Here is a 14,172-nt window from a genome sequence, read left to right as displayed (position 1 = left end):
TCCTCTTGTGGATCTGGACAATTCCGAGAGTATACCCTACCATTTTTGTCTTGGAAACACTCCAATTTTTGGTACACAGACTATTTTACGCCACCGGGTTTCCTGGCATTCAGTCGCTTTAATGATGTTTTTCATCGTTAAACGAGGACGAATAGCCCCTTTGGGGGTGGTTAAAGGGGTTTTAACGATGTTTTTCATTGTTAAAGTATGGTTGTGGGGGCGACCTCGTGCATTTAGCGATGAAAAACATCGTTAAAGTAGAAGTTCATCTCTCTACTACAATCTAGCACATGCAACTGAGCCTGCTAAGAAAGATCCTCCAGCCAAGAGAAAAACAAATTTATTGTAAACTTTGATCTTAAAACGTTTCGAGTTGCAGCAAAGCCTAAATGCCGAATAGTTGGTCGAAAATCGCAAAAGTAATTAAAATATATGCGGAGATAAGAATAAAATGATTGATATAATGTGTATAAATGCTTATAATTACTTAAATGATGCTTATAATTACTTAAAAGAGGAGGGATTCCATTGTTTCAAGAAGAACGTCTGCTGTACATCATGGAGCATTTGAACAAGCACCAATCGATGAGTGTTGCGGATATTTGCCAGAAAACGGGGGTATCCCGGGATACGGCCCGTCGGGATATCGTCCGGTTGGAGGAACAGGGCGTTGTGGTGCGTACGCACGGAGGAGTGGCGTTACCAAGACTCCACAAGGAGCTTGCCACATACCAGGATCGGTTGATCGACGCGTTTGACGCCAAGCAGTGCATTGGTCGAATTGCTGCTGGTTTGATTCGTGACGGAGAGACGGTTATGTTAGATGTTTCAACAACTGTAAGGGCGGTTGCCGAACAGCTCACTGCGAAGGGGGTTACAATTGTTACTCACTCGATTGACAATGTAAGCGCTCTGTCGGACCGGGAGGACCTGCAAATTTATCTACTTGGCGGCTATCTGAACACGAAGAATAGGCTATTATATGGACCGTCCGTTTTGGAGAAAATCGCGGAAATCAGGGCTGACAAGGCAATCATAGGCGCTTCCGCCATCCTGCCGGATGGTCTATATTACCCGTTCGAAGAGGATGCAAGTGTGAAGAAGGAGATGGCAAGACGAGTCGATCAGGTTATTGTTGTCGCGGATAGCACGAAGTTTAGAAATGTCTCCCGATTCCGGCTGGCGCTGGACTGGGTGGATGTGCTGATTACAGACAAGGACATTCCCGAGGAAACGAGGAAAGAGCTGGAACGGCAGCACGTTGAGATTCTAATATGCGACACAACAACAGAGAAGGAGGACTAAACATGACGACGAAATTGATCGTATATAATGTCAGGCTTGCATTGCCGGATCGGATTTTATCGGGAGCCGCAGTTTGGATTCGAGATGGCATTATCGAACGCGTAGCAAGTGACGCCGTGCTTTCGGAGCAGGAAGACGCGGAATGGATCGATGGGCAGGGCCAACTGCTGATTCCCGGTATGGTGGATGTGCATATCCATGGTGCAAATGGCTTTGACATGATGGATGGGACAGAGGAGAGTGTACAGGCTGTCTCTCGCGCTTGTTCGACAACCGGCTGCACATCGTTTCTTGCGACATCAGTGAGCTCAACGATCGAGGATCTAATAAAGATGATTCACAGCGTAAAACGTGTTGTGGGCAAGGAAGAGGGGGCCCGAATCGCAGGAATCCATTTGGAAGGCCCTTACTTGAACCCGAAGCGGAAGGGTATGCAGAACGAAGCATATTTAAGGCATCCTGATATGGAGGAAATGAAGTTTATTGTCCAGGAAGCGGGATCTCTTATTAAAATGGTCACCCTTGCACCGGAGCTGCCTAACGGAATGGAACTGCTCGCTTATCTGAGAGAGCAGGGGATTATTGTGGCGCTTGCGCATTCAGACGCGACCTATGAGGAGGCTAAGCTGGCGTTTGAATCAGGCGCCCGTCATGTGACGCACTGCTTCAACGGTATGCGATCCATTCATCATCGGGATCCCGGTCTTATCGCCGCGGCACTCGAAGAGTCTCATGTTAGTCTGCAGGCGATTGTCGATGGCGTACATCTGCATCCGGCCATCGTTCGATTGATGCACAGACTCAAAGGGCCGCATGGAATGGTTCTGATTACCGATGCGCTGCAAGCCATGGGACTCGGCGATGGGGAATATGTCTTCGGCGGGCATGACGTAACCGTATCCGAGGGCATCGCGCGTTTGAAGGATGGTACCCTGGCTTCTAGTACGGTGACGATGAACGAAGCATTACGGCTGACGACCACATTTGGTATCTCCCTGGCTGATGCGGTCACGATGGCGGCAAGCACGCCAGCGGCATTGCTCGGCCTCCATCAAGCTGGACGAATTGAGGTTGGTTGCGATGCTGACTTGGTACTCTTGAATAATGAGTTTCAAGTACAGTGGACCATGCTGCGCGGTGAAATCCGTCATCGTGCGTCGTGGTCCTTTTAACATCAACGTCCTTGCAACGCAGAAGCACCCCCGCAGCATTTTCTGCGGGGGTGCTTCTGCGTTGTCCTAGATTCTCGCCTTCAATGTCCTTAAGTATTCAGATGGCGGCATGCCTGTCTCTTTTTTGAACTGGCGTGAAAAGTAATGGATGCTCTTATACCCAAGCTTCTCGGCAATTTCTGTTAAATTGAGCACTTCCTCACGAATGAACAGCTTGGCTTTCTCAATTTTTTTTCGTTTGAAATGCTCCATAATGCCGCAGCCGGAATATTCCCGAAAGATGGTATTGATATACGTTCTGCTTAATGAGAAATCTCCACAAATCGTACTGAGAGATAAACTCTCCCGCAAGCGTTCCTCCAGGTATTGATCGATTTGTAGTGCCAGCTTATGGTTTTCTTTCTCTTTGGTAATTTTGGAAAGCTTGGGTTGATACACTTTATCGGCTTTATCCAATTTAGCCTGCTTCTCCAGACTACTGCGGATCAGCTGGATAAGAAGGGCCTCCAGATAAATTTTCACAAGCTGCTGCGCCCCAAAAGTAGAAGGGTCCGTGTTTTCCAAGGGCGTCTTCGGCTTATTTTTTCTCACTTTAATTTCTTTTGGCATGGGGCTGGATGTAGTAAAAGCGCGGCGGCCTTCCTCGATAAGCAGAGCCAGCAGTTGACGCTCGGCGTTGCCGATCCGCAGTGATTTATAGGAAAAAAAACGCATAGCTTCCGAACGACAACCAAACGCAATGATGAAAATATTGGATGGTGTTTTGCGGTTGCTTTTCAGGCTATGGAATTCATTAGGCGCATAAAAAACGATGTCTCCCTGCTTCAGATAATAGGTGTTAACATCTGTGACAATTTCCAGCTCACCATTATCGACATACAAAAATTCCCAGAAATCATGTTTTTCACCTTCATACACATAATCCTTTGTCAGCTCATTATAATGAAGCGAGTAAATTCTGCGGATGACGATTTCTTCCTTTAAATTCCAGTGTAAATAAATGTTGGGCACGGATAATCCTCCCCGACCGATCCGATATAATGCAATTGTAGGCCGCTTACAAAACACTGTCAATCCAAGGATGAATTTTAGCTTGCCTGATGCAGATAAATATTCATTTGTGCAAATATCGTGGCGAATTGGATAAAGATTTTGCACGTTGAACCAGCTATGATTACCTTGTAAACCAATTTCAGGAGGTAATTATAAATGAGCAAAATTCGCACAGCAGTTGTGGGACTTAATATGGGACTTGAACATGCTTACGCCTACAAATTAGCAGAACGGGCAGAGCTAAGCTGGGTAGTCGATTTAGATGAAAGCAAAGCCGCAAAGGTCGCAGCAGAGCTGGGCTGTAAATATGCTACAGATTGGACACAAGTATTGGACGACGTCGATGCAGTTAGCATCTGTACACCGCATCACCTGCATGCGCCGCAAGCTCTCCAGGCGATCGCCGCAGGGAAGCACGTACTTCTGGAGAAACCGCTCGCTAATACCGAAGAGGACTGCCTGAAGCTGATCAGTGCAGCCGATAGTGCTGGCGTTTCGCTGATGATTGCTTACATCGTTCGCTATTTGCCTGCTTTGCGGAAGCTGAAGGAGATTATGGACAGCGGCCGCTACGGTAAACCGATTCATGCAGAATGCTGGGTGCAAGGGTTCTTGGAGCCGATGCCAAACACTTGGTTTGCGCGCAAGAGCACGCTCGGTGGCGGGGTTTTGTTCAGCCATGGCTGTCACTATATTGACATTCTAATCTGGCTGCTTGGCGAGCCTGAGCAAGTGGTATCTCTGGATACACGTAATGGCACGGATTGGATGGAAGGCGAAGGAACAGCGCACAGCACCATCAAGTTTGTTAACGGAGCCATAGCGCATTTAATCAGCAGCTGGGGAACCAGGTTTCAAGAGGCGCCAGCCAATATGCATATCCATACAACAGATGCACTTATTATTTTAGGAAGAGATCTTTGGACCGTAGAGGTCGTAACTGCCGACGGCCGCCAAACGTTGTTTGAGCGCAGTGAACAGGATGAAGCAGTGCCGGGACGTAATGCGTTGGGTGAAATTGAGCACTTCCTGGAAAGCATTGCCACGGGGCAAAAGCCGGAAACCTCTGGAGAAGACGCGCTGAGATCGCATCGCACGATATGGGCTATGTACGAGAGCAAGGGTGTACCGGTAAAATTATAATAAAGCTAATAAAGATACAAGGAAAGGCGGAAAAAGTACAATGATTAAAGTTGGAATTATTGGCTGTGGATTGATGGGGGCGCTGCATGCGAGAACCTTGCATAAGCTGCCAGGCGTTGCAGTTACGGCTTTACAGAACCGCACGCGGGAAAAAGCGGAGCTGCTTGCTGCTGAGCTCGGAGGAGCGGCTGTTTATGATCGTTACGAGGATTTGCTGAAGCATGATCTCGATGCTGTCTGGGTTGCTACGCCTGACCATCTGCATGTTGATGCAGCCATAGCGGTACTTGAAGCTGGCAAGCATTTATTTTTGGAAAAGGCGATTGCAACTTCTGTTGCGGATGGTGCGCTCATTGCCGCGGCTGGAGCAAAGCATCCCGAGCTGAAGGCGATGGTGGGCTATCCATTACGATTCGCTCCGGCTTACCGGGCGATGAAGGATGTTGTGTCGAAGGAAGACGCAGGCAAGCCTATCCAAGCTTGGTCCATGCGCACACATTTTCTTGACCCTGATCAGCGGGTATATGATAAATATCGCGACCATTACTATGACACGCCGAGCTGGTATTTTGATGATGAAACTGCCAAGGGACCGATCTTTTCCCATGGTTCACACGATTATGATTTGCTCCGCTGGATGTGCGGTGAAATTGAATCCGTATTTGCCTATGGAGGTACCTATTTACTGCCCCCTGGTAGCGTAGCGGATGCTTTCACAGTTGCAATCAAGTTTGTGAATGGTGGAATTGCCCATGTCAGCACACCTTGGGTAACCCGGGTGGAGTATGATATTACAGGCGTGGCGACCGAGAAGCTAACTGTAGTAAACAACAATGGCGAGCTTATGTTCAAAGATGATAATGGACCCGAGCAGCGGACAACCTTTGCAGATAATGATATGTGGGTGCGTTTAAACAGTCATTTTATTGAATGCGTAAGAGACGGCAAAGAACCATTAATCTCATTGGAAGATGGGCTCAGAACGATTGCTGTATCGGAAGCTGCTTATCGCTCACTTAAGGAAGGCGTAGAGGTGAAGATAGAAAAGTTGGATCTGCAAAAGCTGCAAGATACACAGAGTAAAGCCTCTTCAAGTGGGGCGGGCGTATGATCAAGCTGGCTTGCATGTCATGGGTATACGCCAATGTTTCATTTGAGCAAGCGCTGCAGAGAATCGCACAAGCGGGCTATCGTTATGTCTCCTTCGGCTTGCCGCATGAAGGGAAGCCTGCTTTCGATGATAGCCTGCAGGGCGAAGCTGACCGTATTTTGCGTTTGCTTGACAGGCATGGGCTGCAGCCGCTGACGCTTGTCAGCACAGATTCGCTTGCGCCAGATCAACCACTTGCGCTTGCGCTTAACCGTATGGAGTTCGCAAAAGCACTAGGTGTACAAGAGCTCCTTTCTCTTGGCACATGGGGCTATCACCAATTTCCAAACGAGCCCCGCAGCGGGGAAGAAATGAAAATAGTCAACGATGCTTTTGATGAAAAGTTTCGGTTGTTGGGGGAAGAAGCAGGGAAGCGGGGCCTCATGATCTCGATCAAACCGCATACGGGTAATACCGCGACAGGACAGGTTATTGCGGAAACCTTGCATCGTATCGGCTCTCCGTTTGTTAAAGCCTGCTATGATCCGGGAAATGTCCGCTTTTATGAGGGTATCGAGCCTAAAGAAGATGTATCGGCCATTGCGGGACAAACGATCTCTTTCGTTGCTAAAGAGCATAAAGGAGCACAATTTGAATCGAACTTCCCGATTCCAGGACAAGGCGAGGTTGATTTTCCTGCCCAATTCTCCATTCTGAAGGCTGCAGGCTTTGATGGTCCTGTTATTGTCGAGCGGATTGACGGACAAGGTGAATCGCTCACTGTGGAAGCGTTTGACGAAAGGAATGCCCATGCCCGTGCAAATTTGGAAGCCATGTTGGCTGAAGTGGGGTTAGATGTTTCTTAGTTTTCTGTTGGATAACCAGGCAGCGCTTAAATGGCGCTGTCTATTTATGTACTTATTAGCGTATAAGCTTTGGGATTCCTGGAGTGAAAGAAGCAACCTCTGTTGGCAGTCCGTTTGAGCGAGTGAGTACTTCGTGCGCTGCACTTAACGATGTTTTTCATCGTTAAAGTAAGTGTTCCAGGTCAATCCGTCAAGTTAACGATGAAAAACATCGTTAAAGTTCGTAAAGTAGCAGATCCTCTCGGTTGCGCGCGCTGGCGGGGGCGCTCTTCATCCCCAGCACCTGCGCCCGCTAGTTGAAAGGAACAAATCTTAACAGCGGCTGGAGCCCATAGCCATTCCCTCCCTCCATCCACGAACGTTACGAACACGCTCCTCAAAGGAATTCACTGTTCATCAATTCATCATACGTGCTTTTTTGTTGGAGAGGAGCTCCGAAACGGTAACAAATTGATAGCCTCTTTGCTTTAATTCAGGCAAAATGATTTTTAAAGCATCAATGGTTTGTGACTTCCCTTCCACATATTCGTGAAAAAGTACAATATCCCCGTTTCGTGTATGATTCAGCACGCTGTCCACTATTTTTTTAACCCCAGGTCGATCCCAATCCCTAGTATCCTGATGCCAGGACCACATTACGACCGTGTATCCCTCTTCTTTGGCCAGATTCACTAGCTTTTCATGATAAAATCCGCCGGGAGGACGGAATAAGTTGCACTTTTGTCCAGTGATGGATGCAATGATTTCCTCGGCATGCTTGATTTCTGATTTCATTTTGGATAGCGGTGTTTTTTGATTCAAATAGGAGTGGCTGTATGTATGATTCGCCAGCTCATGCCCTTCTTTCACTTCTCGTTTGACTAATTCAGGACTGCGTTCAGCTTTATTCCCGATAAGGAAAAATGTAGCTTTGGCATCATACTGTTTTAGAAGGTCCAAAATAAGAGGAGTATTCTCCAGGTCGGGTCCGTCGTCAAAGGTCAAGGCAACGAGTTTATTATCGGTGGGCACCTCCCATACAACTTCACCGCGGCCTTCGTAATAAGCTCTATTCTTCTTAGGTGCTGCTCCGGCAGAGGAATAGAACAAGAGGGAGCAAACAGCTGCTGTACATGCAAGCTTGAACAGAATGTTTCGGATGACGTAAACCTCCCACGCAAAATGATGACTAATTTGACTACAAGTAGGGTATCCCAAGCGTGTAAAATATATGAGAAGGAAGGAATGTAAGAAACTTCTATTTATAAAGGTCAAAGAAAGTCAAAGTCAATAAAAAACAGTTTTTTTTCATATATTTTGCCTGAAAATGCTGATTTACAGCCGTATTCGGTCTAAAATTGCTTTTGATTGCCATATCGAAGGGATGTATAATATAAACATACCCAATATGAAGGAGGAGATTATGTATGTTTGATCTGGTTCCATTCCGCAAAAGAAACGATGACCTGTTTGGACAAATGCTGAAATCCTTCAATGAAGTTTTTGATCCGAATGCACTTGCACCGCTTCATGGCAACACGAGATCGTTCCGAACCGATATTCGGGAAAAGGAATATGCTTATCTCATTGAAGCTGAGCTTCCCGGATTTACTAAAGAAGATATCGAGATTGATGTAAACGATAAATATTTGACGATTCGGGCAGCGCGCAATCAAGTGGAGGAAGAGAAGGACGAGAAGGGGACCATCATTCGCCGAGAACGCCATTATGGACAATTTGCCCGTCAGTTTTATGTGGAAAACATTGAAGAAGATGGGATTAAGGCTAAGCTGGAGGATGGGGTTCTGAAGCTGGACATACCGAAAAAGGTCAAAAAGGAGCCCTCCAGCAAACGAATCGGCATCGAATAACGCGAAAGCTTGGGCACGATGGAGGTTGCTGCAACCGTCTGTCGTGCACTTTTTATTGAAATTAGTTTGACCTTATTTGACCATAACCATGACCATGACTATGAAAAGGGGGGTGAAGCCATTGAAGAATACAACCAATTACTACGAAGTTCTCGGTGTTGACCGGAAGGCAAGCAAAGAAGATATCAAGAAGGCTTATAAAAAAATGGCTAAGAAATACCACCCCGATGTCAATAAAACGTCTGAGGCAGAGAAGCGCTTCAAGCAAGTGCAGGAGGCTTACGAGGTGCTGCACAATGATGAAGCCCGCGAGGGCTATGACAAATATGGTGAGCATTGGCGCGAGCGTACAAGTGCTCAGCAGGCTGGGGGCGCAAACTTCGGACAATCAGGCGGATTTTACGGCCAGGACAGGGGTGGCGGAACACGCGGCGCCAGCTACCAGACTCAAACCGAGTATGGTGATTTCGGCGATATATTTGGCCAGTTTTTTGCAGGCGCGCAGAACGGAAGCGGGAGGTCAGCAGGTGGCGGCTTTTTTGGCGAAGATGGGGATTGGGATATTCAGGATGAGCGTCCTGATCAAGAGGCAATTCTCAATCTAACGCTGGATGAAATCGCCCGGGGCGGCAAGGTTAGAGTGCGTGTAGGGGAGAAGGAGCTAAGCATTAAGCTTCCAGAGTCGGTGAGCGATGGGCAAAGCATTCGTTTGAAGGGGATGGGGGGTGCATCTAGGGACGGAAGTAAAGGGGATTTGTACATTACCCTGCACATCCAGCCTGATCCGGTGTTTACGGTTGAAGGATTCGATCTTACGGCTGCACTGCTGGTTGCACCTTGGCACGCTGCACTTGGTACTGAAGCAAAGGTTCGTCTGCCTGGGGACAGCATGCTGAACGTGAAGGTGCCGGCAGGCATTGCCGCGGGACAGAAGCTGCGGTTATCTGGTAAGGGGCTTCGCAAGCCGGACGGAAGCTTTGGTGATCTATATGTTGCTGTGACGGTGACGGTGCCCAAACCAAGCTCAGAGAAAGTACAGGAGCTGTACCGGGAGCTGGCTAAGGAACAGGCTTTCGAGCCGCATTTTGCCGAATAAGATGTTTAAGGAATGGGGGAATAGATGATGGATTTTAACCGTTTTACGCAAAAAGCCCAAGAAGCTATTGTTGGTGCGCAGCAGGCAGCTGTTTCGCGGCGCCACCAGGAGATTGGTCTGCTTCATCTGGTCAAGGCGCTGATTGATCAGCAGGAGGGACTGGCTCCCAGATTGCTGCAAAAGCTGAATATTCCGCTGGACACCTTCCGCTCCAAATTAGAAGAGCAGCTCAGCCGCAAACCCAAGGTGGGAGGACCAGGGGCTGAAGCGGCCCGTGCCTATCTCTCTCCGGCCTTTAACGGGATCCTCGCAGAAGCGGAGAAGGAAGCGGCAAAGCTGAAGGATGAATACCTTTCTGTGGAGCATTTGCTTCTTGCTGTGCTTGAAGATAAGCAGGAGGCCGGGAGCTTGCTTCGTTCGTTCGGTGTAGAGCGCGAGGCTTTGCTGCGGGTACTTGCCGAGGTGCGCGGCCACCAGCGTGTGACCAGCCAAGAACCGGAAGCGACCTATGAGGCGCTTGCCAAATATGGGCGCGACCTCGTAGCCGAGGTGCGTGCGGGCAAGGTAGATCCCGTTATTGGACGGGATGGGGAAATCCGCCGCGTCATCCGTATTCTGTCGCGGAAGACCAAAAACAATCCGGTGCTGATCGGTGAACCTGGCGTCGGAAAAACAGCGATTGTCGAGGGGCTTGCCCAGCGGATCGTAAAGCGTGACGTGCCGGATGGGCTGCGCGACAAGACAATTTTTGCGCTGGATATGGGAGCGCTGATTGCCGGAGCGAAATACCGCGGCGAGTTTGAGGAGCGGCTCAAGGCTGTGCTGCACGAGATCAAGGAGAGCGATGGGCGTATTCTGCTCTTTATCGATGAGCTGCATACAATTGTTGGTGCCGGCAAAACCGAGGGTGCCATGGATGCTGGCAATATGCTGAAGCCGATGCTGGCTCGCGGTGAGCTTCACTGTATCGGTGCTACGACATTGGATGAATACCGCAAATACATTGAGAAGGATCCGGCTCTGGAGCGCCGCTTCCAGCAGGTGCTGGTCAGTGAACCGGATGTGGAGGATACCATCTCCATACTGCGCGGCTTAAAGGAACGCTTTGAGCTGCATCACGGTGTCAAAATTCATGACAATGCGCTGGTTGCTGCCGGTGTTCTGTCCAATCGTTATATTGCCGATCGTTTCCTGCCCGACAAGGCGATTGACCTTATTGATGAAGCTTGCGCAATGATCCGCACAGAGATTGATTCTATGCCGACTGAGCTTGACGAGGTAACACGGCGGATGATGCAGCTGGAGATCGAGGAAGCCGCCCTGCGCAAGGAAACGGATGCAGCAAGTCAGGAGCGTCTGAAAGCACTGCAGAAGGAGCTTGCAGATCTAAAGGACCGCCACAATACTTTAAAAGCGAAATGGGATCATGAAAAGGAAACGATCCAGGGCATTCAAAAGCTGCGCAAGGAATTGGAGCAGGCCAAGCTGGAGCTGGTTGAAGCAGAGGACCGGTACGATCTGGAGAAATCTGCAGAGCTAAGCTACGGCCGGATTCCGGAGCTGGAGAAGCGGCTGAAGCAGGCGGAGGAAAGCGCCAAGACAGATACCGAGCAGAGACTGCTGCGCGAGGAAGTGACCGAGGAGGAAATTGCTGGCATCGTAGCGCAATGGACAGGCATTCCTGTCAGCCGACTTGTGGAAGGCGAACGCCAGAAGCTGCTGCGGCTCGAAGAGCTGCTGCATAAACGGGTCGTTGGCCAGGATGAGGCTGTCAGCCTCGTCTCAGACGCTGTTCTGAGGGCGCGGGCGGGCATTAAGGATCCTAACCGTCCGATCGGGTCGTTCCTGTTCCTCGGCCCTACGGGTGTCGGTAAAACGGAGCTGGCGAAGGCGCTCGCTGAAGCGCTCTTTGATAGTGAGCAGCGGATCATCCGGATTGATATGTCGGAATATATGGAGAAGCATGCTGTCTCCCGCTTGGTCGGCGCGCCTCCAGGCTATGTGGGCTACGAGGAAGGCGGTCAGCTAACCGAAGCAGTGCGCAGGCAGCCTTATTCAGTTATCCTGTTCGATGAGGTCGAGAAGGCCCATCCTGAAGTGTTCAACACGCTGCTGCAGCTTTTGGATGATGGCAGATTAACGGATTCTCAGGGCAGAGTCGTCGATTTCAAAAATACGATCATCATTATGACCTCGAATATCGGATCGCCCTATCTGATTGAGGGCATGGATGAGAAGGGACAAATCTCGGCTCAGGCGGAAGAGGCCGTTTACCGGGATTTGAGGGCGCATTTCCGGCCGGAGTTTTTGAACCGGATCGATGATGTTGTACTCTTCAAGCCGCTATCTCTAGAAGAAGTAGAACGTATCGTTGGCAAGCTTGTGCTTGGCTTAGAGCAGCGCCTTAGCGAGCGTCGTATTGCGGTCCTTCTGTCGGCTGAGGCTCAAAAGCACATTGCCCTTGAAGGGTATGATCCTGTATATGGCGCGAGGCCGCTAAAGCGTTATATTCAACGTTTCCTGGAAACAAAGCTGGCGCGGGAAATTGTTTCTGGAACGATTACGGATGGAACACAGGTTGTCGTCGATGTCACGGATGGGCAGCTAAGCATCCAGACAGTCTCTGAAATAACAGTATAACGTCTGATATCCTTGACTAAACGGCCATACTGCTTAATTAAAAGCGGTATGGCCGTTGACTTTTTTTGGTGAAATTGGATGAATGTAAAGTGTCAGGCCATGTTTTGCGTATGAAAAAGCTTGGCTTTCTGCCTATTTTTCTATAAAATATAAATGCTAGGAGTCTAATTACCAATTAATAGGTTAGGAGCCAGTATCCATGATCGCAGCTAATGAACCAATGATGATTAAAGAAGGCAGCCGGATAGCTTTTTTGGGAGATAGTATTACGGAAAATGGGCTGTATATTGCTATTGCGGAAGCCTTTTTTTGGCACTATAAGCCTGGCATTCAGATGACATGGATGAATATGGGATTAAGCGGCGAAACCGCATCCGGTCTTAGCGAGCCCTCGCATTCACCGCCGAGGCCATGCATTCAGCAGAGGCTGGAGCGGGCTTTGGAATCAGCGAAAGCTGATTATGTTATGGTATGCTATGGCATGAACGATGGTATATATCATCCTTTTGCTGAGGATCGCTTCGCCGCTTACTGCAGCGGCATGAAGGAACTTATCGGTCAAATACACGCTAGCGGAGCGCGGGCGATCGTGATGACGCCGCCAATTTTTGACGAGAAATCCATACCTGGAAAGCTGAGCACTATTGACGCTGAGGAATTTGGCTATGCCGAGCCTTACGAGGGTTACAATCAAGTCCTTGATCGTTACGTAGAATGGGTAAAAGGCTTGCAGGAGGAAGTACATACTGTCATTGATATCTACACACCTCTGCGTGCTTTTCTGGAGCAGCAGCGGGCATTGAATCCCGGCTACCGTTGGGGGGATGGCATTCATCCGGAAGCTGATGGGCATCGGATCATGGCGCAAACGTTGATTGCGAAGCTGCTTCAAACGAATGATATGAAAGATTTGAATGATACTCATGATATGAGTGATATGAATGGCATGAATGGTATTTCGCTGCCTGCATATTTTCTGGAGTCAGGATCCCCCGATATTTATGCCAAGCTGCTTAAAAGGCACGAAGGGTTAAGCGCGGCATGGCGAGAGCATATTGCACAAGTGAATCAAGGTAAGGAGGAAGCGCAGGAGCAGCTTTCTTCGGCTTTGCAGCATGGCGCATCCCTGGAACAAGAGATTCGTGAGCTCATATTGCAAGCAGATCACGGGATACAAATCCGCAAATCAGTCTGGAATGGTTATCTGCGGTATGATTTTCACATCGGCGATCATGAAGCTCTCCTTATAGTACCTAAAGAAGCTGCACCTGGCAGGCCATGGGTTTGGCGGACTGAATTTTTTGATGCATTTGCCCAAGCTGATCATGCGCTTTTGGCAAAGGGCTGGCATTTGGCTTATTATCAGGTAAGTGACAGGTATGGTTGTCCAGAGTCGATTGAGCTTATGCATACATTTCAGCAGCAAGCAGGGGCAGCTTTCGGCTTGGCTGAGCAGGCAGCGCTCTTTGGCTTCAGTCGGGGAGGCTTGTATGCCTTCAATTATGCGGCCACTTATCCACAGCAGGTTGCTGCTCTTTATTTGGATGCGCCTGTGCTGGATATTAGAAGCTGGCCCGGCGGAAAAGGCAGTGGGATCGGTTCTCCCGCTGAATGGATAGATTGTATGGCTCATTACTGCATAACGGAGGAGCAGGCTGCTGGTTTTAAAGGAAATCCGTTGGATCAAATTGAACGAGTTGCTGCTCATCACATTCCGATCATCCTCGTATCAGGAGATGCGGATCAAGTTGTGCCATATACGGAGAACGGGGCGATTCTGGATACTGTTTATAGGGAGCTGGGTGGTGAAATCGAAACGATTGTCAAGCCTGGGGTAGACCACCATCCTCACTCGCTGGAAGATCCAACGCCAATTGTAGATTTTATTTTAAGTAAACATGTATAATAAGGTTGCCTCTTATTCCATAAGTGTTATATAATATATATCGATGGAGGG

The 14,172-nt window shown here is 48.9% G+C and carries 12 protein-coding genes; 10 read left to right on the top strand and 2 right to left on the bottom strand.

Features of this window, described 5'->3' with window-relative positions; genetic code table 11:
* The 3 genes from J2Z66_RS39575 to nagA form a co-directional block, all read left to right on the top strand.
* On the top strand, positions 1-256 hold a 256-nt coding region (locus J2Z66_RS39575), incomplete at its 5' end, for a hypothetical protein (RefSeq protein WP_209979131.1).
* Positions 257-528: 272 nt separating this feature from the next.
* A complete protein-coding gene (locus J2Z66_RS39570) occupies positions 529-1,305 on the top strand; it encodes a DeoR/GlpR family DNA-binding transcription regulator (protein WP_209979128.1) in 777 nt (258 codons plus the stop codon).
* Positions 1,306-1,307: 2 nt separating this feature from the next.
* Positions 1,308-2,477 carry an N-acetylglucosamine-6-phosphate deacetylase gene (nagA, locus tag J2Z66_RS39565; RefSeq protein WP_209979126.1) on the top strand — a complete coding sequence of 390 codons (1,170 nt, stop codon included), beginning with the start codon at positions 1,308-1,310 and terminating at the stop codon, positions 2,475-2,477.
* Between the two features lie 66 nt (positions 2,478-2,543).
* Here the strand turns inward: nagA and J2Z66_RS39560 are convergent, their stop codons facing one another.
* Positions 2,544-3,488: a helix-turn-helix domain-containing protein gene (locus J2Z66_RS39560; RefSeq protein WP_209979124.1), complete on the bottom strand. Its 945-nt coding sequence runs from the start codon at positions 3,486-3,488 to the stop codon at positions 2,544-2,546.
* 198 nt (positions 3,489-3,686) lie between these two features.
* Here J2Z66_RS39560 and J2Z66_RS39555 point away from each other — a divergent pair, with 198 nt between their 5' ends.
* The 3 genes from J2Z66_RS39555 to J2Z66_RS39545 are packed head-to-tail and all read left to right on the top strand — an operon-like array spanning position 3,687 to position 6,629.
* Entirely contained in the window at positions 3,687-4,673 is a 987-nt protein-coding gene (locus J2Z66_RS39555) for a Gfo/Idh/MocA family protein (RefSeq protein WP_209979123.1), read from the top strand.
* Positions 4,674-4,713: 40 nt separating this feature from the next.
* Positions 4,714-5,784, top strand: a complete 1,071-nt coding sequence (locus tag J2Z66_RS39550; protein ID WP_209979121.1) for a Gfo/Idh/MocA family protein — start codon at positions 4,714-4,716, stop codon at positions 5,782-5,784.
* Positions 5,781-6,629, top strand: a complete 849-nt coding sequence (locus J2Z66_RS39545) for a sugar phosphate isomerase/epimerase family protein (protein ID WP_209979119.1) — start codon at positions 5,781-5,783, stop codon at positions 6,627-6,629. The genes J2Z66_RS39550 and J2Z66_RS39545 overlap by 4 nt, the downstream gene beginning before the upstream one ends.
* A 396-nt stretch (positions 6,630-7,025) precedes the next feature.
* Here J2Z66_RS39545 and J2Z66_RS39540 read toward each other — a convergent pair whose 3' ends face one another.
* Entirely contained in the window at positions 7,026-7,718 is a 693-nt protein-coding gene (locus J2Z66_RS39540) for a polysaccharide deacetylase family protein (RefSeq protein ID WP_245376187.1), read from the bottom strand.
* A 317-nt stretch (positions 7,719-8,035) separates the two neighbouring features.
* Here J2Z66_RS39540 and J2Z66_RS39535 point away from each other — a divergent pair, with 317 nt between their 5' ends.
* From J2Z66_RS39535 to J2Z66_RS39520, 4 genes are all read left to right on the top strand, one after another.
* A complete protein-coding gene (locus J2Z66_RS39535) occupies positions 8,036-8,479 on the top strand; it encodes an Hsp20/alpha crystallin family protein (RefSeq protein WP_209979117.1) in 444 nt (147 codons plus the stop codon).
* Positions 8,480-8,600: 121 nt separating this feature from the next.
* A complete protein-coding gene (locus J2Z66_RS39530) occupies positions 8,601-9,575 on the top strand; it encodes a DnaJ C-terminal domain-containing protein (protein ID WP_245376186.1) in 975 nt (324 codons plus the stop codon).
* Positions 9,576-9,602: 27 nt separating this feature from the next.
* A complete protein-coding gene (clpB, locus tag J2Z66_RS39525; protein ID WP_209979138.1) occupies positions 9,603-12,215 on the top strand; it encodes an ATP-dependent chaperone ClpB in 2,613 nt (870 codons plus the stop codon).
* A 199-nt stretch (positions 12,216-12,414) separates the two neighbouring features.
* Positions 12,415-14,121 carry an alpha/beta fold hydrolase gene (locus J2Z66_RS39520; RefSeq protein WP_209979113.1) on the top strand — a complete coding sequence of 569 codons (1,707 nt, stop codon included), beginning with the start codon at positions 12,415-12,417 and terminating at the stop codon, positions 14,119-14,121.
* Positions 14,122-14,172: the final 51 nt, after the last annotated feature.

It is taken from the genome of Paenibacillus eucommiae (assembly GCF_017874215.1).
In the GTDB taxonomy this organism is placed as follows: Bacteria; Bacillota; Bacilli; order Paenibacillales; family NBRC-103111; genus Paenibacillus_AI; species Paenibacillus_AI eucommiae.
Note: the sequence above shows the minus strand (reverse complement) of the source record. Positions and strands in the feature narration are given on the sequence as shown.

What these genes read in the sequence shown, in the direction of transcription:
- nagA (WP_209979126.1), top strand. Translation starts at nt 1,308, where the DNA reads ATGACGACGAAATTGATCGTATATAATGTCAGGCTTGCATTGCCGGAT.
- J2Z66_RS39555 (WP_209979123.1), top strand. Translation starts at nt 3,687, where the DNA reads ATGAGCAAAATTCGCACAGCAGTTGTGGGACTTAATATGGGACTTGAA.
- J2Z66_RS39550 (WP_209979121.1), top strand. Translation starts at nt 4,714, where the DNA reads ATGATTAAAGTTGGAATTATTGGCTGTGGATTGATGGGGGCGCTGCAT.
- J2Z66_RS39545 (WP_209979119.1), top strand. Translation starts at nt 5,781, where the DNA reads ATGATCAAGCTGGCTTGCATGTCATGGGTATACGCCAATGTTTCATTT.
- J2Z66_RS39535 (WP_209979117.1), top strand. Translation starts at nt 8,036, where the DNA reads ATGTTTGATCTGGTTCCATTCCGCAAAAGAAACGATGACCTGTTTGGA.
- clpB (WP_209979138.1), top strand. Translation starts at nt 9,603, where the DNA reads ATGGATTTTAACCGTTTTACGCAAAAAGCCCAAGAAGCTATTGTTGGT.
- J2Z66_RS39520 (WP_209979113.1), top strand. Translation starts at nt 12,415, where the DNA reads ATGATCGCAGCTAATGAACCAATGATGATTAAAGAAGGCAGCCGGATA.